A 19,508-nucleotide genomic window follows, 5' to 3' on the forward strand; every position below is an offset into this window, starting at 1 on the left:
ACCGCAGCCGAGCGCCGAGGCGTCCGGCCTGGAGGGAAATCCCGCTTGTTTCCCGCCAATCAGAGCCCCGAAACACGGGATCTGGTGTGACTTTCACGACGGATGCCCGGCCCGGCCTGCACCTCTCGGTGACGAAGGCGTAGCCTTTATTCCCGCTGTCCACCACCTTGTGAAGCGGAAGAGGGCGGTTGCCGCCGTGTCGCCACAGTCCCCCAGTAATTCGAGCGTCTCGACCGACCAAGCGGGGCAGGGCAAGAGTCCTGCCGCCGCTTTCGGGTCGAACGAGTGGCTCGTCGACGAGATCTACCAGCAGTACCTCCAGGACCCGAACTCGGTAGACCGAGCCTGGTGGGACTTCTTCGCCGACTACAAGCCCGGCGGGGGTGGCACGGCTCCCGCGGAGACCGCGGCCCCCTCGGCCGCGGCCCCTGTCGCCCCGGCGAAGCCCGCCCCGGAGGCCAAGGCCCCCGAGGCGAAGCAGGCCCCCGCCCCGGCCGCGGCACCGGCGAAGCCGGCCGCCAAGGCCCCGGCCGAGAAGGCCGCTCCCGCCAAGGCCGCTCCGGCCAAGCCCGCCGCGAAGGCCGCCGAGCCGGCCGCCCCTGCGGAGGGCCCGGAGTTCGTCACGCTGCGTGGCCCGTCGGCCGCGGTCGCGAAGAACATGAGCGCCTCCCTGGAACTGCCCACGGCCACGTCCGTGCGCGCGGTGCCGGTCAAGCTCCTCTTCGACAACCGCATCGTCATCAACAACCACCTGAAGCGCGCCCGGGGCGGGAAGATCTCCTTCACGCACCTGATCGGCTACGCCATGGTGCAGGCCATCAAGGCCATGCCGTCGATGAACAACTCCTTCACGCAGAAGGACGGCAAGCCGACCCTGGTCAAGCCCGAGCACATCAACCTCGGGCTCGCCATCGACCTGGTCAAGCCCAACGGCGACCGCCAGCTCGTCGTCGCTGCCATCAAGAAGGCCGAGACCCTCAACTTCTTCGAGTTCTGGCAGGCGTACGAGGACATCGTCCGCCGCGCCCGGGACAACAAGCTGACGATGGACGACTTCTCCGGCGTCACCGTCTCGCTGACCAACCCCGGCGGCATCGGCACCGTCCACTCGGTGCCGCGGCTGATGCCCGGCCAGTCGGTCATCCTCGGCGTGGGCGCCATGGAGTACCCGGCGGAGTTCCAGGGCACCTCCCAGGACACCCTGAACAAGCTGGGCATCTCGAAGGTCATGACCCTGACCTCGACCTACGACCACCGGGTCATCCAGGGTGCCGCCTCCGGCGAGTTCCTGCGGATCGTCGCCAACCTCCTTCTCGGTGAGAACGAGTTCTACGACGACATCTTCAAGGCGCTCCGCATCCCCTACGAGCCGGTCCGCTGGCTCAAGGACATCGACGCCTCGCACGACGACGACGTCACCAAGGCCGCCCGCGTCTTCGAGCTGATCCACTCCTACCGGGTCCGCGGCCACGTCATGGCCGACACCGACCCGCTCGAGTACCACCAGCGCAAGCACCCCGACCTCGACATCAACGAGCACGGGCTGACGCTGTGGGACCTGGAGCGGACCTTCGCGGTCGGCGGCTTCGCCGGCAAGTCGATGATGAAGCTGCGCGACATCCTCGGCGTCCTGCGCGACTCGTACTGCCGCACCACCGGCATCGAGTTCATGCACATCCAGGACCCGAAGCAGCGCAAGTGGATCCAGGACCGGGTGGAGCGCGGTCCGGGCAAGCCCGAGCGCGAGGAGCAGCTGCGCATCCTGCGCCGGCTCAACAGCGCCGAGGCGTTCGAGACCTTCCTGCAGACCAAGTACGTCGGCCAGAAGCGGTTCTCGCTGGAGGGCGGCGAGTCCGTCATCCCGCTGCTCGACGCGGTCCTGGACTCGGCGGCCGAGTCGCGGCTGGACGAGGTCGTCGTCGGCATGGCCCACCGCGGCCGGCTGAACGTCCTCGCCAACATCGTCGGCAAGTCGTACGCGCAGATCTTCCGGGAGTTCGAGGGCAACCTCGACCCGAAGTCGATGCACGGCTCCGGCGACGTCAAGTACCACCTGGGCGCCGAGGGCACCTTCACCGGTCTGGACGGCGAGCAGATCAAGGTCTCGCTCACCGCCAACCCCTCCCACCTGGAGGCGGTCGACCCCGTGATGGAGGGCGTGGTCCGCGCCAAGCAGGACATCATCAACAAGGGCGGCACGGACTTCACCGTCCTGCCCGTCGCCCTGCACGGCGACGCGGCCTTCGCGGGCCAGGGCGTGGTGGCCGAGACGCTCAACATGTCGCAGCTGCGCGGCTACCGCACCGGCGGCACGGTCCACATCGTCATCAACAACCAGGTCGGCTTCACCGCCGCGCCGGAGTCCTCGCGCTCCTCGATGTACGCCACCGACGTGGCCCGCATGATCGAGGCGCCGATCTTCCACGTGAACGGTGACGACCCGGAGGCCGTCGTCCGCGTCGGGCGGCTCGCCTTCGAGTTCCGCCAGGCGTTCAACAAGGACGTCGTCATCGACCTGATCTGCTACCGCCGCCGCGGTCACAACGAGTCGGACAACCCGGCCTTCACCCAGCCGCTGATGTACGACCTGATCGACAAGAAGCGCTCGGTGCGCAAGCTCTACACCGAGTCGCTGATCGGCCGGGGCGACATCACCCTCGAAGAGGCGGAGCAGGCGCTCCAGGACTTCCAGGGCCAGCTGGAGAAGGTCTTCACCGAGGTCCGCGAGGCCACGTCGCACCCGGTGCAGCCCCAGCCCGAGGGCCCCGAGGCGGAGTTCCCGGTCGCGGTCAACACCGCGGTCTCGCCGGAGGTCGTCAAGCGGATCGCCGAGTCGCAGGTCAACGTCCCCGAGCGGGTCACCGTCCACCCCCGTCTGCTGCCGCAGCTCCAGCGCCGTGCGGCGATGGTCGAGGACGGCACGATCGACTGGGGCATGGGCGAGACCCTGGCCATCGGCTCGCTGCTGATGGAGGGCACCCCGGTGCGCCTCTCCGGCCAGGACTCGCGCCGCGGCACCTTCGGCCAGCGCCACGCGGTCCTCATCGACCGGGAGACCGGCGACGACTACACGCCGCTGCTGTACCTCTCGGACAACCAGGCCCGCTACAACATCTACGACTCGCTGCTCTCCGAGTACGCGGCGATGGGCTTCGAGTACGGCTACTCGCTGGCCCGCCCGGAGTCGCTGGTGCTGTGGGAGGCCCAGTTCGGTGACTTCGTCAACGGCGCGCAGATCGTCATGGACGAGTTCATCTCCTCGGCCGAGCAGAAGTGGAGCCAGCACTCCGGTGTGACGCTGCTCCTGCCGCACGGCTACGAGGGCCAGGGCCCGGACCACTCCTCGGCGCGCCCTGAGCGGTTCCTGCAGCTCTGCGCGCAGAACAACATGACGGTCGCGATGCCGACCCTCCCGTCGAACTACTTCCACCTCCTGCGGTGGCAGGTGCACAACCCGCACCACAAGCCGCTGGTGGTCTTCACGCCGAAGTCGATGCTGCGCCTGAAGGCCGCCTCGTCCAAGGCGGAGGAGTTCACGACGGGCGGCTTCCGCCCCGTCATCGGCGACGACTCGGTGGACGCCGCACAGGTCCGCAAGGTCGTCCTGTGCGCGGGCAAGGTCTACTACGACCTGGAGGCCGAGCGGCAGAAGCGCGGCGTCACGGACACCGCGATCGTCCGCGTCGAGCGGCTGTACCCGCTGCCGGGTGCCGAGCTCCAGGCGGAGATCGCCAAGTACCCGAACGCCGAGAAGTTCCTGTGGGCCCAGGAGGAGCCGGCCAACCAGGGCTTCTGGCCGTTCATCGCGCTCAACCTGATCGACCACCTCGACCTGGGTGTCGGCGCCGACCTTCCGGCGGCCGAGCGGCTGCGGCGCATCTCGCGTCCGCACTCGTCGTCCCCGGCGGTCGGTTCGGCCAAGCGCCACCAGGCGGAGCAGGCCCAGCTCGTCGCTGAGGTCTTCGACGCCTGACCCCGGCCCGTACCGGCCTGAGGCCCGCTCCCGCTTCGGCGGGGCGGGCCTCAGGGCTTTCCGGGGCCGGCCCCCGGTGGCGCCGCGTCAGGTCGAGTACGGCTCGAAGTCCCAGTACGGGCGGTTGCGGGAGCGGGCCGAGATGGTGTGGACGTGCTGGGCGCCGAGGACCGCGGCGAAGTCCAGGAGCGCCTCGTCCTCGATCTTCTCGGCGTCCTTGCGGCGGCGCAGCCCCCGCAGGTCGGCGGCGTGCGCGACGCGGGCCGAGAGGGTCAGCGGGTGGGTGCGGCCGAGGGACTCGGTGGCGCGGTCGACGGTGGCGCGGGAGAGTTCGGCGGCGGCCTCGGGGTCGCCGACGACGTTGCGGACGGCGGAGACGTTGAGGGCGCAGCCGAGCGTCCAGGGGTGGAGCTCGCCGACGGCCCCGGCCATGTCCGCGTAGGCCTGCTCGGCGTGGCGGGCGTAGTCGCGGCGCTCGCCGACGTTCCGCAGGACCAGGGCGTGGTTGGCGCGGGCACCGGCGACGAAGGGGTGGTCGGGGCCGAGGAGCGCGGTGTAGCGCCGCAGCAGGGAGTCGCTCAGCTCGCGGGCCTGGTCGACGTCGCCGTGCTCGCGGGCGTGGCAGCTCTGCGAGACGGTCAGGCGCAGGGTCAGCGGGTGGTCCTCGCCGACGGTGCGCTCGCAGCGTTCCAGGAGGTCGGCGAGGCGGACCCCGGCGCCCTCGCGGTCGCCGAGGCGGTAGTGGCAGAGGGCGAGGTTGTGCTCGGCGTCGAGGGTGACCGGGTTGTCGCGGCCCATCACCAGGCGCTGTTCGCGGACGTTCCTGGCCTGGAGGGACTCGGCGTCCTTGTAGCGGCCGACCAGGCGCAGGTCGAGGGCGTAGGAGTGCTCGGAGGAGAGCGTCCAGTTGTGGCGCGGCCGCAGGAGTTCGCGGCGGCGCTCCATGGTGTCCTTGTCGAGGGCGAGGGCCTGCTGGTAGTGGCCGAGCAGGCGCAGGGAGACGGCGACGTTGTTGCGGGCGCTGAGGGTGCGCGAGTCCTGGTCGCCGAGGAGTTCCCCGTAGGCGTCCATGATCTCGGTGGAGAGCTGGTACGCCTCCCGGTATCGGCCCAGGCCCCGCAGGTCGGCGGCGAGTCCGCTGGAGGCCCGCAGGTAGGCGAGGTCGCGGGGGCCCTCCAGGGCGCGCAGGCGCTCGGTCGCGGCGCGCTCGATGACCTCGGTGCCGGCGAAGTCGCCGCCGGCGCGCAGGAGGTTGGCGTAGTGGTGGACGAGGTCCCAGATGCGCGGGTGCTCGTCGCCGAAGAGCCGCCGCCAGATCTCCAGGGTGCGCTCGCCGAGGGCGACGCCGGTCTTGTACTCACCGGAGAGGTAGAGGTAGCGCAGGCAGTTGAGGACGAGGTTCTGCACCGCCGGGTCGGTGGACTCCAGCGCCTGGGCGTGGTCGAGGTGGGGAACGATCTCGGCGTAGCGCGGCCAGAGGCGGGTGTCGGTGGGGCGGCCGGGGTCGGCGGCGGCGAGGGCGGCGCGGACGACCTGGGCGAAGGGGGCGCGGTCGGCCTCGGAGAGGTCGCGGTGGACGATCTGGTGGACCATGCGGTGGAGGTAGAAGGCCTCGCCGGGCAGGGCGGTGTCGTCGCCGGAGAACTCGTGGGAGTCGAGGCTGACGACGGAGTACTGGCGGAGCTGGTTGACGGCGCGGTTCCACAGCAGGGGGTCGCGGAGCAGCCCGGCGACCGGCTCGGGCGCCTCCTGGTGGTCGAGGTCGCGCAGGATGCGGACGGGGATCGTGCCGGGGGCGAAGAAGGTGCACAGGCCGAGCAGGGCGACGGACTCCGGGACGGTCTCGCGGAGCTTGTTGAGCAGTATCGACCAGGCGGTCTGGAAGGCGAGCGGGAAGTCCTGGGAGACCTTGACGATGTCCTGGTCGATGCCGCCCTCCAGGAGGGCGATGTAGTCGTCGACGGAGAGGTCGGAGTCGTTGAGCCAGCCGGCCGTCTGGTCGAGCAGCAGCGGCAGGTCGCCGAGGGCCTCGGCCAGTTGCTGGGCGTCGGCCCTGCCGAGCCGGGGGGCGCGGCGGCGGACGAAGGCCACGGACTCGGCGCGGTCGTAGACGCCGATCTCCAGCATGCGGCTGTTGTGCTCGCCCCACTCCGGGTTGCGGGAGGTGATCAGGACGTGGCCCGGTCCGGTGGGGACGAGGTCGGAGATCTGGTGCGGCTCGTCGGCGCCGTCGAGGACCAGGAGCCAGCGGCCGTACGGTCTGCCCCGGCGCAGGGAGTCGCGGACGGCGCGGAGCCGCTCGCCGTACTCGGGTCCGGTGTCCAGGCGCAGCGCGGTGGCCAGTTCGGCGACGCGCAGCCGGAAGGAGGCGCGGCTCTCGGCGTCGACCCACCAGACGACGTCGTACTCGGAGCCGAAGCGGTAGACGTACTCGGCGGCGAGCTGGGTCTTGCCGACGCCGGGCATGCCGTGGAGGGTGACGACGCCGGTGCCGCGGGCGGCGTCCTGGAGGATCTGGTGGGCGTCGGTGAGGACGCGCTCGCGGCCGGTGAAGCGGGTGTTGCGCCGCGGGACGCCGCCCCAGACCTCGGAGGTGTCGAGTGGGAAGCGGGGGGCGCCCTCGGCGCGGGGCGCCTGCACGGGGGTGTCGGGCAGGCCGAGGCGGGCCAGGACGCGCCGCTCGGCCTCGTCGGCGCCGATGCCGGTGAGGTTGACCGCGGCCAGGGCGGAGGTGGCGGTGGGCAGGGAGGCCGTGGTGACGGAGACGGCGGCGAAGCGGCCGGGGTGGGTGGCGGCGACCTCGCGCAGCGCGGCGTTCCACTCCTCGTGGGTCCTGGGTCCGAGCTGGACGTACCAGCCGGAGAGGACGATCAGGACGGGGCCGGGGGCGAGGGTCAGGTCGCGGAGCGAGTCGGCGAGCGGCTCGCGGACGGAGGGGTCCCAGCGCTGGAGGACGACGCCGTGGCCGCGCCGCTCCAGCAGGCCGCCGATCCAGGCGGCCCAGGCGCGGTCGAATCCGGCGAAGCTGATGGTCACGGGGTGCGGTGCGCCGCCCCCGGTGGTTCCCGCCTCCGGGGTGAGGGGCTGACTCATGGGGCCCTCTCCTGCTCCTCTTGATGCGTCGACGGGTCCGGCGGGCGCGTCCGGCCGAACTCGCCCCCGCGGGCCCCCTTGGGCCGGTGACCGGCCTGGCGGGCCGGACATCCTCCGTTCAACTTCCCACAATTGGAGCAGTGTTCACGGCCCCACACGGGTGATTCACGGAAGAAGATCAGGAGGGACGCGTTCCGGCCGGTGGGCGGGCGGACCGGTGGCGGCCGGGCGGGCGTCATCCGGCGGACCGACCCGCTCCGCCCTGCCGCTGGAGCCAGAGCGCCCGGGTGGTGGCGACATAGGCGACGGCGCGGGCCAGGTGGTCGGGGGGCACCTCGGCGTGGGTGAGGCGGGTGTACGCCGTCACCATGCCCTCGGCGACCGTGCGCCCGGCGGGCGTCAGCGCGTCGGAGCCGACGAGGACCGGCAGCGCGGCGCCGACCTGCTCCCGGCGGCGCGCGTGTTCGGCCCAGGCCCGGTCGCGGGCGGGGCCGGGCGGGACGGCGCGCGCGTACCGCAGCCACCAGTCGGCGAGGGCGAGGTGGCTGTAGACGCCGTGCCAGAGCCCGTCGAAGGGGCGCGGGTCGGGCCGCCAGGGCGCGAAGTGGAGGGGGGCGGGGTCGGCGTGGTGGAGCGGGGTGAGGGCGGCGAGCGCGGCGAGTTTGATGTGCTGCGTCTCGTGGACGAGGGTCTCGGCGAAGCCGGTCGCGTCGGCCGGTTCGCTGCTCAGCACGGCGCCGAAGGCCTCGCGCCGGGTCCCGCTGCAACTGCCCGGCGGCGGCTCGCCTGCCACCGGGCCGCCGGGCGGCGCCAGCGGGACCAGGCAGCGCAGCAGGGTGACCGCCTCGGCGATCCGGTGGGGGCCGCCGGGGGCGAGCAGGGCGGCGGTGGCGGACCAGGCCGCGCCCCAGCGTTTGCGGGCCAGGTCGTCGAGATCGGTGATGCCGGTGAAGCCCGGCTGGCGGGGGTGGTGCGGTACGCGGTACGGGTCCAGGTCGTCCAGCGGCACAAGGTGGCCGCCGGGGACGAGCGGCGGCAGGGCGTGCGCGGCGCGCCAGGCCGGGGAGGCGGCCCAGGCGCCGTGTCCCCGCTGCGGGCGGACGGTGACGCTCCGCTCCCCGGCCGTCCGCAGGACCAGCTTCCCGGCGCTGTGGTGCGCGTCGACCGGGGTGGTGCCGGGGCCGGTCCGCAGGGCGCCGAGGGTGGGCAGGGCGAGGCTCCCGCCGGCCGCGGTGAGCCGCAGGCGGAACGGCAGACCGGCCCGGACCGCCGCGGCGGCGGCGAGCGGGGCGAGGTGGCCGAGGCACCGGGCGGTGGCGGCGGGGTCGGGCGGTCCGGCGCCGGTGAGCAGGGCGAGGGCGCGCTCGGCCCAGGGGCCGACGAGGGGGGCGAGCAGCAGGGAGCGGACGGTCGCGGCCGGGCCCGGGCCGGTGCGCTCGGCGGCCTCCAGCAGGGCCCAGCTCTCGGCGAGGGCGCGGCGGGCGTCCGGTGGGCAGCGGTCGGCGGGGGCGGCGCCGGCGGCGTCCAGGACGGCGCGCAGCAGCAGGAGCCGGCGCCGGTCCTGGTCGCGGGCGAGGAGCCGCAGGGTGGCCGGGGAGCCCTCGGTGCACCCCAGTTCGTACAGGACGTGGTGGGGGATCGGGTCGGTCACCGCGTTCCTCCTTCCCCGGCCGTGGTGGGGTCACGGGCCGGTCCGGTGCCGGTGGCGCGGGCCAGCGCGGCGGCCACGTGGTGGAGGAACCGCTGCTGGTCGGCGCAGTAGACGCTGGGGTGGCCGAAGCCTCTCCCGGCGCGGTGGCGGTGGGCGTAGTGGCCGCCGCCGCAGGCGTGCAGGAGGGGGCAGGCGCGGCAGTCGGCGGCAAGGGCGGTGGCGCCGGACTGACGGGCGGCGATGCCGGGGTGGGCCAGGGCGTCGTCGAAGGTGTTCCTCTCGAGGGCGAGTCCGGTGGCGGCGGCGCCGGGGTAGGCCGACTTGAGGGAGTCGACCTGTTCGAGGGAGCCGTCGGTCTCGACCACGACCGCGGTGAACGGGTCGAGGCCGAGCGACTCGGTGCCGGCCGGCAGGCCGAGCAGGGCGGCCACCGCCTCCTCGAAGAGCCGCACCCGGGTCTCCCGGCGGCCCGCCGCCCACCAGCGGTCGAAGACGGCGTTGAGCCAGTCGCCGTACGGCGCGGGGGCGGTGGCGGCGGCCCGGGCGGGGGCGCCCGGCGGCGGGTGGAGGCCGGGCGGCGGGGCGCTCCAGTTGCCGTGCGGCAGCAGCAGGTCGACGGCGGGCGGGCGCAGCTCCAGCAGCGAGGTGTACACGTCGAGGGGGTCGAGCACCGGGTCGACGACGAGCAGGATGCCCGCGTACGCCTCGGGCGCGTACTCGGCGAGGAGCCGTACGCCCCGGACGGCGGCGGGCCAGGAGGGGCGTCCGGCGTGGTCGACACGGGCGGTGTTGTGGCGGGCCCGGCCGCCGTCGAGGCTGACGCCGACGGCGATGCGGGCCCGGGCCAGGTCGCGGACGCGGGCGGCGGTCAGGAGGGTCGCGTTGGTCTGGAGGGTGACCCGCACCCGGGTGGGGCCCGGGACGCGGCGCCGGACCAGGTCGGCGAAGGCGGCCAGGCGGCCGGTGCCGGCCAGCAGGGGTTCACCGCCGTGCAGGACGAGGGAGACGGCGGGAAGGCGGTGGGCGGCGGCGTGCTCGGCGATGCGGTCGGCGGTCAGGGCGAGCACCGCGTCGGAGGCGGCGGCGGGCCGGTCGCGCCATCCGGTGTCGGGGCCCTCGTAGAGGTAGCAGTAGCGGCAGGCCAGATTGCAGCGCCCGTGGACCTTCACGATGAACTGGGTGAACGGGTGGGGTGGCCCGCCGGTGGCGTGCGGGCGCGACGGGGTCACTGGTCGTGGCATCGGCACCCCCGTGTCGTCCGCCCGCCCCGTCCCGGGCACGGACCGTCTCCCCGCGCCTCTCCGGCCGGCCCGACCCGGATGGTGCCCGGTCCCGGGCCGGAGCGAAACCGGGGGCGGCACCGCTGTCCTGTTGGCCCGGCTCGGGCGGGGAAAGGTGGCTGAAAGGTGGGGGGCGGGTCGGGGCGGGTCGTACTGCCGCTTTCACACGCCCCCGCCCGGCCGGTGCGCCCGCCCGCCGTCAACGGGCCCGCGCACCTCGTCCGGTTCACCGCCGGGTTGCCCGCACCCTGGGTGGATCAGCTTCCCGGCGGGCGGTCGCGACGGGTGCGGAGGAATCCCTGCCGAGGCCGAGCCGGCCTGTCTGCTCGACACGGCGGCGCCGGGCCGCGAGCAGGGGGCTCGGGCACGGGAGCCGGGAGCACCGCTCGGGCCCCGGGCGGGAGCGGAGGGAGGGAACGCCCGGCTCCGGCGCGCCCGGCCCGGGGCGGGCGCGCCGGAACGCGGGCATCGGTTTCGCCAGGTGAGTTACCTTGTGCGGCGATGGCTACCGCGACGGCCTCGCGCCGCACACACCTCGGCGCCCCGGTGCTCCGCTGAGCACCGTACGGGCCGCCGCGCCGCCGCCGGGCCGAGGGCCCCGAGCCACCGCGCGCGCCCCGCCTCCGCCGTGTCGCGCACAGGCTCCACGCACCGACCACGACAGGAGGACCCATGCCCACCGAGACCCTGCGGATTCCCACCCAGGACGGCCAGGCCGACGCCTTCGCCGCCTTCCCCGACGGGGACGGGCGGCACCCGGGGGTGCTGCTCTACACGGACGCCTTCGGGCTGCGGCCCGAGATCGAGGAGAAGGCCCGCGAACTGGCGGGGCACGGGTACTACGTACTCGTCCCCAACCTCTATCACCGGTACGGTCCGGCGCCGGTGACCGAACTTCCCGAGCACATCGGGGAAGACGTCCGCTCCGCCCTCATCGCCCGGCTGATGCCGCTGCTCCAGGAGCACACCGCCGAACGGATCCTGCGCGACGCCGACGCCTACCTGCGGTTCCTCACCAGCCGGCCCGAGGTCTGCGAGGGACCGGTGGGCGCGATCGGCTACTGCGTGGGCGCCGCCCTGGCGATGCGCACCGCGGCGGCCCACCCCGGCCGGGTGGCGGCCGTCGCCGGGTTCCACCCCGGCTTCCTGGTCACCGACGCGCCGGACAGCCCGCACCGCCAACTCGGCGAGTTCACCGCCGAGCTCCACCTCGGGCTCGCCGAAGGCGACCTGACGCCCGAGGCCCTCGGTGAGCTCGACCAGGCCCTGGACGACGCAGGGGTCACCCGCGCCATCGAGCTCTACCCGGGCACCGTCCACGGCTTCACCATGTCCGACACCGACGCCTTCGACGCCGACGGGCTGCGGCGCCACTGGGACCGGCTGCTCCCCCTGCTCGACCGCGCGCTGAACGGCAGTTGAGGCACCGGGCGACGGTAGCCGTAGGCCCGGTCTGCGCCGGGGCCGGGGCCGGGCGTCACGCTTCCGGACGGCTCTCCGCTGTCGGCGCGGGCGGCCGCGGACCGTACGTGTCGGACGCGTCGCCGGGTGGCGGCCCCGTCCCGGGAGAGCGTGAAGTGGTCGGACAGGGAAGGGCGCGTCACCATGGCGGCCTCGCCCGGCGGAGTTCCCTTTCGACGCGGTGCGGTACGACGCCGAAGTGGCTCGCGCCGCGACGGACCGCCGATGCCGGACGCGCCCGTGGTCCAGCGCCCCCCGCCCCCGTGAACGCCGCCGACAGGAGGCGGTCCCGCCGCCCCCTCAGAACGAGCTGTTGAAGTTCCAGAGCATCTCGCGCGGGCCGGAGGCCCGGCCGCGGAGGTCGTCGAGGAGTTCGGTGAGGACGGGGTGGTCCAGGGTCCGCAGGGACTCCAGGTCGAGTCCGAGCAGGTCGGGCAGGACGGCGGCGCCCGTCTCGGCGCCCGGCGGCCCGGCCGGGGCCTGCGGCGGCGGACCGGGCGCCTCCGGGACGGGCTGCCAGGAGGGCGTGGCCTGGCGGCGGGGGTCGGGCATGGCGGGTCCTTCCTTTCCCGGTGCGGCCGGGCCCGTTCAGGCGAGCTCGGCCAGGCGTTGCGCCGTCTGCCGGGGCGTCGGCTCGACGGTGGGGCGCGTACCGGGCGGGAGCTGGCCCCAGGCCCGGTGGGCGGCCCCGTACGCCTCTCGCGCCGCGCGCGGACGCCCCGCGGCCTCATAGGTCATACCCCGCCAGTGCTCCGCCTGAGCCCCCAGCGTCGCGGATTCCGCGGCGGCCCGTTCGGATGCGGCCTCCGCGCGGGCCCGCCGGGCGGCGTCGGCGGCCGCCCGGAAGGCGTCCGCGGCCTCGTCCAGGCGGGTCGGCCGGGCGAGGGTCTGCGCCGCCTCGAACCGGGCCTGCCCCAGCTCCAGCAGGCAGCGCGCGCTCTCCAGCGCACCCACCGCCTCCTGGGCGGCGAGGCCCAGCAGGTGCTCGCCCTCGCGCAGGTCGACCCGGTCGCCGGTGAGGCGGTGGCGGGCCATCAGGCCGCGGCCCAGCAGCACCAGGCGGTGGGCGAAGGCCCGGTCGCCGCGCGGGGTCTCGACGCGGCAGCCGCGCAGCACCCGGACCGCCGCCACCACCCGCTCCAGCCGCTCGTGCCGGGTGCCGTCGCCGAGCAGGGCGCGCCGCAGCAGCGCCTCGCCCCATTCGGCGAGCAGCGCGGCGTGGGCGGGGGCGTCGCGCGGGATGCCGGGGGCCGCCTCCTCGAACCGGGCCGCCGCCCGGGTCAGTTCGGCCGGATCGCCGCTCTCCTCGTACCGGGCGGTGTGGACGCGGCCCGCGCGGGTCAGCAGGGCGGAGCGGCGTCGGGCGGAGGGCGGCGGGGTGGCGTGCAGGGCCGCCTCGACGCGGTCGGCGGCCTCCTGGTGGTACTCGGGGCCCGCCCGCAACAGGGCGTCGGCGAGGTCGAGGAGGGCCGCCTCCCGGTCGGCGGGGGCGAGGCCGCCCGCCTCCGGTGCGGGGTCGTCCGCCTCGACGACGGTGCGCAGGGCGCGGGCGGCCTGCCGGGAGTGGACGTGGGCCTGGTCGCCGGGCGGGCCTGTACCGGCGAGGCGCAGCAGGGTGCGGCCGTGGGCCAGGGCCAGGGCCGGGGGGCGGCGGTGCTGGTCGGGCCAGATGTCGGTGAAGGCTTCGAGCATGCCGACGGCGGCCTGGAGCAGCGAGCTGTCGCCGCCCAGCCGCCACTGGGTCTCCAGGGCGCGGACGCGTTCCAGGGTGAGCCGCAGCGCTTGGTCGGGGCCGAGGCCGGGGGCGGCGCAGGCGACGGCGTACTCGCGGTCGGCGCGGCGCAGCAGGTCGAGGGCCTCGTGGCGTTCGCCTCTGCGGCGGCGGTCGTCGGCGGTGGCGTGCAGGGTGGCGGCGAGGACGTCGCGGTGCCCGGCGTGGCCGGTGGCCTCGTCGTCGGTGGCGGCCCGCTCGGCGGCCGCGCGCGCCTCGGTGAGCAGCTCCCGGCCGCCCTGGACGCGCCACAGCCGCAGCACCTCGCGGGCGTACCGGGCCCAGAGGGCGGCGGCGGGCGGGCCCGCGGTGTTCTCGGCGGCGCCGCGCAGGAGCTGGACGGCGTCCATCAGGTACTGGACCATGCCCTGTTCCTCGTACCGCCGCCCGAGGTCGGCGGCGGCCGCTAGGGCGGGGTGGTCCTCGCCCAGGGGGCCCGGGGAGGAAGCCGTGGGGCGCAGGGGGACGGTCATGAAGCGCTCCAGCACGTCGGCGGCGACCTCGGCGAAGGGCTGCGGGACGGAGGAGGCGGAGCTCTCCTCGCCGGACTCGCCGGGACCGCCGGCGCTGTCGGCCGGTCCGCCCCGGCCGGGCGCCCGGCCTGAGCGCGCGGAGGCGGGGAGCGGGCCGGTGCCGGTGTCCCGGCCGAGCTGGGCGTAGGCGAGGGCGGGGAAGTTGGGGCCGCCCTTGCCGAAGCGCTGCTCGACGTACTCGGAGCAGTGCTTGAGGACGAGCATCGCCTCGTCGCGGCCGAGTGGCCCGAGCAGCGCCTGGCGCACGCCGGGCACGAAGTCGTACCACTGCTCCTGGTCCCCCGCCCCCGGCTCGTCGGCACGGACGAGGAGGCCGCTGAGGAGGACCTCGGCGAGTTCGGCCGGGCCGGAGTCGGGCAGCATCGTGCGCTGGACGAGCTGCATGACGGGGAGGTTGAGCGGGGCGGCGGCGAGGCAGACGGCGAGCCGGCCGGCGGCGGGTGACGCGGTGGAGCGGAACCGGCTGACGAGCTGGAGCGGGGTGAGGGCGCGGCGGGGCCGGACAGGCCGGGCCGGTTCCTGCGCGGCGCTGACCCAGCCGACGGCGCCGGGGGTGCGGGCGGGGCCGGTGCCGGAGAGCAGCCGGGCCCAGGAGCCGAGGGCGGCGGCGGTGGGCGGCAGGACCGGGACCGGTCGGGCGCCCGGCGGGGGCGGCGGGCCGTCGGAGACGACTTTGAGCAGGCCGGCGCCGCTGACGCCCTGGCCGCGCCGGAGTTCGCCGAAGGTGACCTGGAGGCGGGTGCGCGGCCACAGGCGCTGCGGCAGCGGCTGGAGGACGGCGACCGGGCCCTGTCCGGCGAGACGGTGCAGGGTGCGGTGGGCGGCGCCGGTGTGCCAGAGGGGCCCGGCGCAGTCGCTGACGAGGAGGGTGACGCGGCGTCCGGTGGCGTCCACCAGGCGGTCGGTGGAGTGCAGGGGCGCGCCGTCGCGGCGCGGGCTGCGGCTGACGGCGGCGCGGCCGTCGTCGGTGGCGTGGAGGTAGCGGACGTGCAGGTCGCGGAAGGCGCCGAGGCCGCCGAAGACCTCTCGCAGCTCGTCGAAGAGCCGCTGCCAGACCCCCATCGAGCCGGAGGCGTCCAGGACCAGTTGGAGCAGCGCGTCGCGGCGGGTGACGGGCCGGAAGACGGGCAGCACCAACCCGCCCGCCCGGGCGGTGAGTTCGGCGGTGGCGGCCTCGTCCAGCACCTGGCGGCGCGGGGCGGCGCCGGTGCGGTACGCCTGGAGCGGGCGCAGGGCGCGCTGCAGGCCGAGCGGCGAGGCGAGGACCGGGGCGGCCGGGACGCCGACGGGCAGGGCGCCGGCGGCGGGGCCGCTGCCGGGGCCCCCGTCGGCGGGGCGGGGGTGGAGGGGGACGCGGGCGACGGGGGCGGGCGCGGGGCGGGACGGCACGGTCCGCCGCTCGGCCGGCGGGGGGAGCCCGCCACCGGCGCGGCCCTCGACGGTACGCACCCCGCCCTGGGCGGCGTCGGGCCCGGGCTCCGGCTCCGCCTCGGCGCCGGCGGGCCGGGCGTCGGCCGGCGCGGGGGCACGGCCGGTGCGGTGGGCGAGCCAGAGGGCGTCGAGGAGGTGTTCGGCGTCGATGTCGAGCCCGGCGCCGCGCAGCCGGGCCACCAGCTCGGGGAGCGGGTCGGTGGACGGCCGGCGCCGCGGCGGGGCGGGGGCCCGGTCAGGGCGGCCGTCCGGGCCGTGGCGGGCGGATGCTCCGGTCACCCTCGCTCACCTCGGCCGGTCGAGTCGCTGGATGAGCAGGTCGGCGAGGCGCTCCCGGTCCAGGTCGGGGGCGGTCTGGGTGAGGTGGATGGCGTTGAGGAGCTGGTCGGCGGCGAGGAGTTCGCTGCGGGAGCGCTCCAGGAAGCGGACGATGAGGTCGTTGCCGCCGCGTTCGCGGTCGCGGCCCAGGTGGGCGCGGACGAAGCTGGCGAGCCGGGCGTGGTCGGGGCGGCCCAGCTCCAGGTGGATGCAGCGGCGCATCAGCGGCGCGGGGAAGTCGCGCTCCTCGTTGCTGGTGAGGACGGTGAAGGGGAAGGCCGTGCACTGCACGCGCCCGTCCCGGACGGGGACGCGGCGGCCGTCGTGGGTGAGGACGTGCGCGGTCCTGTCGGGCAGCCGGTCGGCGATGCGCTGGAGTTCGGGGATGGTGAACTCGCCCTCCTCCAGGACGTTCAGGAGGTCGTTGGGCAGGTCGATGTCGCTCTTGTCGAGTTCGTCGATGAGCAGGACCCGGGGCAGTTCGCCGGGGAGCAGGGCGGTGCCGAGCGGGCCCAGCCGCAGGTAGTCGCCGATGGACTCCACAGAGCCGGGGGCGCCGGGTTCGGTGGCGGTGCCGCTGTGGGCGGCGATCTGCGCGTCCTGGAGCCGGGCGATGGCGTCGTAGTGGTACAGCCCGTCCTGGAGGGTGGAGCGGCTGACGACCGGCCAGCGCAGCACGTCGCCGAGGCCGAGTTCGTCGGCGACGGAGTGGGCGAGGCTGCTCTTGCCGACGCCGGGGCCGCCGGTGACGAGGAGGGGGCGGCGCAGGTAGAGCGCGGCGTTGATGACTTCGAGTTCCTCGGCGTCGGGCCGCAGCGACACGGCCTGGTCGCGGTAGGCGCCCAGGCGGCGGGTCTCGGTGGTGCCGGTGCCCTCACGGCGGCGGAAGTCCCGCCAGGGCGGCGGGTCGGGCAGCCGGAGGATGCCGTCGTGGGGCTCCCCGGCGCCTCGGTAGATGAGCCACTCGCCGGACTCGTTGGGTGCGCTCATAGCAATCCTCGTCGTCGCTGGGTCGCACAGGTCTCGGGCGGCCGGGCCGCGGGGCCCGGCCGGTCGGCGCCGGTTCGCGGCTCACGGTAGCGAGCCGCGCGGCGGGTCGTCAGGTGGTTGCTCAGAGTGGGGCGAACAGGTCGTCGGAGCCGGGCAGGGGCTGGTGCGGATCGTCGTACAGCAGGGCCAGTCCCTCCGCCCAGAAGCTGTCCGTACGCCCTTCGCCGAGGGCGGCGCGCAGGGCGTGGACGAGGTGCGGAAGCCGCTGGGCGGTACGGGCGCGCGCCAGCTCGGCCTCGGCGCGACGGTGGAACTCGGCGCACATCCGCTCCGGTGCGCCCACGTCCCGGCGCCACAGCGCGACCCCGAACCCGCCGTCGACCAGCCGGGCGAGCGCCTCGGCGGAGCCGGGGTCCCCGGGCTCCCGGTAGTGGCAGAGCACGGGCACCGACGCGTGGGCCAGGGAACGCAGTTGGTCCGTCGACGGTACGGGTACCCGCGCTCCCGCGTCGCAGTCCAGGACCCTGCCGCGGACCCCGGGGGCGAGCGGGGCGTCGTCGTGGGTCCACCGCCAGCGGTCGTACCGGTCGGCGGCGGCCGGGTCGGGCTCACCCGCCCCGCCCGGCGGTTCGGCGGGCCGGACGACGACCGGGCGGACCTGCCCGAGCAGCGGTCCGCCCGGACGGACCGGCCAGGTGTCGACGGGCAGACCGAGCGCGCCGCGCTCCAGGGCGACCTGGAGCAGGGCGGGGCTGCCGGGCTCGTCGGCGAGGCCGAAGGCCCGGGCGAGCGGTCCGGCGAGGCGGTCGGGGAGCTCGGAGAGGGCCGTACCGGTGTGGTCGTCGTGGAGCGGCTCGGGTTCCGGGGGTTCGGGTACGCCGTCGGCCGCGGCGGGCGCTCCGGCGGGGCGGGGCGCGCCCGGCGCGGGGAGCAGGCCGATCCGCCAGTCGAAGCTGTCCCGCTCCCAGGGGCGCCGGGTCAGCTCCAGCAGGACGCTGTGGCGGGCGCCTGCGGCGGGGGGCGGGGGCGGCGGGGGTGGCGGGGCCGCGGCGTGGCGGCGCAGCTCGGCGGTGATCTCACCGCGCACCGGGCGGTCCAGGGTGGCGGTGGTCCGGTGCAGCCAGGTGCGCAGGGCGGCCTCGGCCTCGGCGGCGCCCGGGTCGTGGCGGGCGCGGGGGGCGTGCAGCACGGCGACCACGTACCGCAGGACGGAGAGCCGGCGGCCCTCGTCGGTGGCGTGGCTCTCGTACAGCCCGCCGAGTCCGTCGCGCCAGGCGCGGGGCGGCGGGACGGCGCGCGCGGCGGAGGCGCAGCCGGGCACGGAGCGGAGCAGCGCACCGAGGTCGGCGGTGGAGGCGGGCGGCGGCAGTTCGCCGAGGGCGCCGAGGAGCCGGGTCCGCTCGCGGGGGCCGAACGGCACGGTGCGGGCGCCGTCCAGCACGGCCTGGGTGTCGGCCCAGGCGGGCGGCGCACCGTCCCGGTCGGCGTGGCGCAGGCGGTCGCGGTGGAAGCGGTCGTGGCCGCGCAGGACTTCTTGGTAGAGGTCGCCGGGGGCGTCGCGGGCGACTTCCGGTGGCCCGAACCGTCTGGCGTCCTCGGCGGACAGGGGCGCGGGGCCGCCCGGGGCGTACGCCGGGGTGTGGCCGCCCGCGCCGGCCGGGGCGCGCACGGCGCCGGATGGCGGCGCGGCGATGACGGGAAGGTGGCGGAGCTGGCCGGTACGGACGGCTGTGCCGCCCTGTTCGCGGGTGCGGCGGGATTTGACCAGGGCGACCACCTCGCCGCGGTGCGGGTCGAAGACGGGGCCGCCGGAGACGCCGTCGGGCAGGTCGTCGTCGCCGAGCCGCAGCTCCTCGTCGGCGCCCCAGCCGATCCGGCCGAGGACGGTGACCGTGCCGTCGTACCTGCTCAGGCGGCGCCCGGAGCGGAACCACCCGGCGAACCCGAGCAGTTCCCCGGAGCGGCCGCCGGAGGACGCGGCGGGGCGGCCGTAGTCGGTCAGCGGCTGCTCGGCGAGGTGGACGCAGGCGTGCTCGGTCGGCTTCTGGAGACGGATCAGCGCGAGATCGGGCGCGGCCCAGCCCTCGCCCGGCCGGGGCGGGGTCTCGGGCAGCGCGACGGCGACCTCGCCGGGCACCACGGCGGGCGGACCGCCTGGCTCCGGCTCATGGACGATGTCCACGTGGCCCCCTCCCTCCGCCAGCGCCACGTGGGCACAGGTCAGCACCCAGTTCGGCGCGACGAAGAAGCCGCTCCCGAGAAAAGTCCGGACGCCCTCGTCCGGCCCGCTGGGGTCATACCCGGGCCGCCGTCCATGGATGCGTACGGTGGCCGCCGCGATGAGGTGTTCCAGGGGCGGTTCGTCCCCCGGTAACGCGCCGGTCGCGCCGGGGGAGCCCTCCCCCGTCACGGCGCGGCCCCGGCGTCGCTCCCCCCGTCCCCGGACTGCTGCCGTGCGCCGGGGATCGCGCCCCCTTGGTCCGGGCCACAGGTCCCGGTCCCGGCGGCGTCGTCCCTCCCGGCCCCCTCCGGCTCCGCGTCGTCCGAGAGCTCCGGCGGTCCGCCGTTCTGCCAGGTGAGGGTGACGGTGAGCGCGGCCTTGGCCTCCCCGTCGGCGAGCAGCCCGACGACCTTGCCCGCCTTGCCCGTCAGCTCGATCCCGAACTCCACGCTGACCTCGTCGGGCCGTACCGCCCGCAGCCCCTGCGCGACCGACCGGGCGACCCCGGTGATCAGCCCGCCGAGCCCCGCGACCTGCGCCTGGACCCGCTCACCCGCCCGCCCGGCGAACCCGGCGTCGGTGTAGAGCGGCGTCTCCCCCGGCAACTCCAACTCGTCGGCCTGCGAGATGCGCGCCCAGACCGGCGTCCCGTCGGGCAGCTCCACGTACGCGACCCGCGAGTCCCCGCTCATCCCGCCCACCGCCCCGCTCCGGTAGCGCGTACGCGCCCCTCACGCCGGGGTGCGCCCGAGCGCGCGGCGAGCACCGTGCGCGGGGCCACCTCGG

General features: G+C 75.7%; 10 protein-coding genes. 2 read left to right on the forward strand and 8 right to left on the reverse strand.

The annotated features are described in order from the left end of the window. Nucleotides 1–196 precede the first annotated feature (196 nt). Entirely contained in the window at nt 197–3,973 is a 3,777-nt protein-coding gene (locus ACFWMZ_RS07165; RefSeq protein WP_383174918.1) for a multifunctional oxoglutarate decarboxylase/oxoglutarate dehydrogenase thiamine pyrophosphate-binding subunit/dihydrolipoyllysine-residue succinyltransferase subunit, read from the forward strand. A gap of 87 nt (nt 3,974–4,060) precedes the next feature. Here ACFWMZ_RS07165 and fxsT read toward each other — a convergent pair whose 3' ends face one another. The 3 genes from fxsT to ACFWMZ_RS07180 all read right to left on the reverse strand — a co-directional run bounded on the left by fxsT (nt 4,061) and on the right by ACFWMZ_RS07180 (nt 9,958). Beyond that, entirely contained in the window at nt 4,061–7,066 is a 3,006-nt protein-coding gene (gene fxsT / locus ACFWMZ_RS07170; RefSeq protein ID WP_383199929.1) for an FxSxx-COOH system tetratricopeptide repeat protein, read from the reverse strand. Between the two features lie 235 nt (nt 7,067–7,301). Further along, entirely contained in the window at nt 7,302–8,717 is a 1,416-nt protein-coding gene (locus tag ACFWMZ_RS07175) for an aKG-HExxH-type peptide beta-hydroxylase (protein WP_383199932.1), read from the reverse strand. Further along, nucleotides 8,714–9,958: an FxsB family cyclophane-forming radical SAM/SPASM peptide maturase gene (locus tag ACFWMZ_RS07180; protein ID WP_383174909.1), complete on the reverse strand. Its 1,245-nt coding sequence runs from the start codon at nt 9,956–9,958 to the stop codon at nt 8,714–8,716. The genes ACFWMZ_RS07175 and ACFWMZ_RS07180 overlap by 4 nt, the downstream gene beginning before the upstream one ends. Nucleotides 9,959–10,669: 711 nt before the next feature. Between ACFWMZ_RS07180 and ACFWMZ_RS07185 the strand changes: the two genes are divergently transcribed. Next, nucleotides 10,670–11,419, forward strand: a complete 750-nt coding sequence (locus ACFWMZ_RS07185; protein WP_383174906.1) for a dienelactone hydrolase family protein — start codon at nt 10,670–10,672, stop codon at nt 11,417–11,419. Nucleotides 11,420–11,758: 339 nt separating this feature from the next. Here the strand turns inward: ACFWMZ_RS07185 and fxsA are convergent, their stop codons facing one another. The 5 genes from fxsA to ACFWMZ_RS07210 form a co-directional block, all read right to left on the reverse strand. After that, complete coding sequence (gene fxsA, locus ACFWMZ_RS07190; RefSeq protein ID WP_383174903.1) at nt 11,759–12,010, reverse strand: FxSxx-COOH cyclophane-containing RiPP peptide; 252 nt, start codon at nt 12,008–12,010, stop codon at nt 11,759–11,761. Between the two features lie 36 nt (nt 12,011–12,046). Then, nucleotides 12,047–15,472: an SAV_2336 N-terminal domain-related protein gene (locus tag ACFWMZ_RS07195; RefSeq protein WP_383199935.1), complete on the reverse strand. Its 3,426-nt coding sequence runs from the start codon at nt 15,470–15,472 to the stop codon at nt 12,047–12,049. Between the two features lie 6 nt (nt 15,473–15,478). Beyond that, nucleotides 15,479–16,501 (reverse strand): AAA family ATPase, encoded by a 1,023-nt coding sequence (locus tag ACFWMZ_RS07200; protein ID WP_383174897.1) that lies wholly within the window; start codon nt 16,499–16,501, stop codon nt 15,479–15,481. A 121-nt stretch (nt 16,502–16,622) separates the two neighbouring features. Then, complete coding sequence (locus ACFWMZ_RS07205) at nt 16,623–18,911, reverse strand: trypsin-like peptidase domain-containing protein (RefSeq protein ID WP_383199938.1); 2,289 nt, start codon at nt 18,909–18,911, stop codon at nt 16,623–16,625. Then, nucleotides 18,908–19,414 carry a CU044_2847 family protein gene (locus ACFWMZ_RS07210; RefSeq protein ID WP_383199941.1) on the reverse strand — a complete coding sequence of 169 codons (507 nt, stop codon included), beginning with the start codon at nt 19,412–19,414 and terminating at the stop codon, nt 18,908–18,910. The genes ACFWMZ_RS07205 and ACFWMZ_RS07210 overlap by 4 nt, the downstream gene beginning before the upstream one ends. Nucleotides 19,415–19,508: the final 94 nt, after the last annotated feature.

The organism is Streptomyces sp. NPDC058373 (assembly GCF_042723275.1).
Lineage (GTDB): Bacteria > Actinomycetota > Actinomycetes > Streptomycetales > Streptomycetaceae > Streptomyces.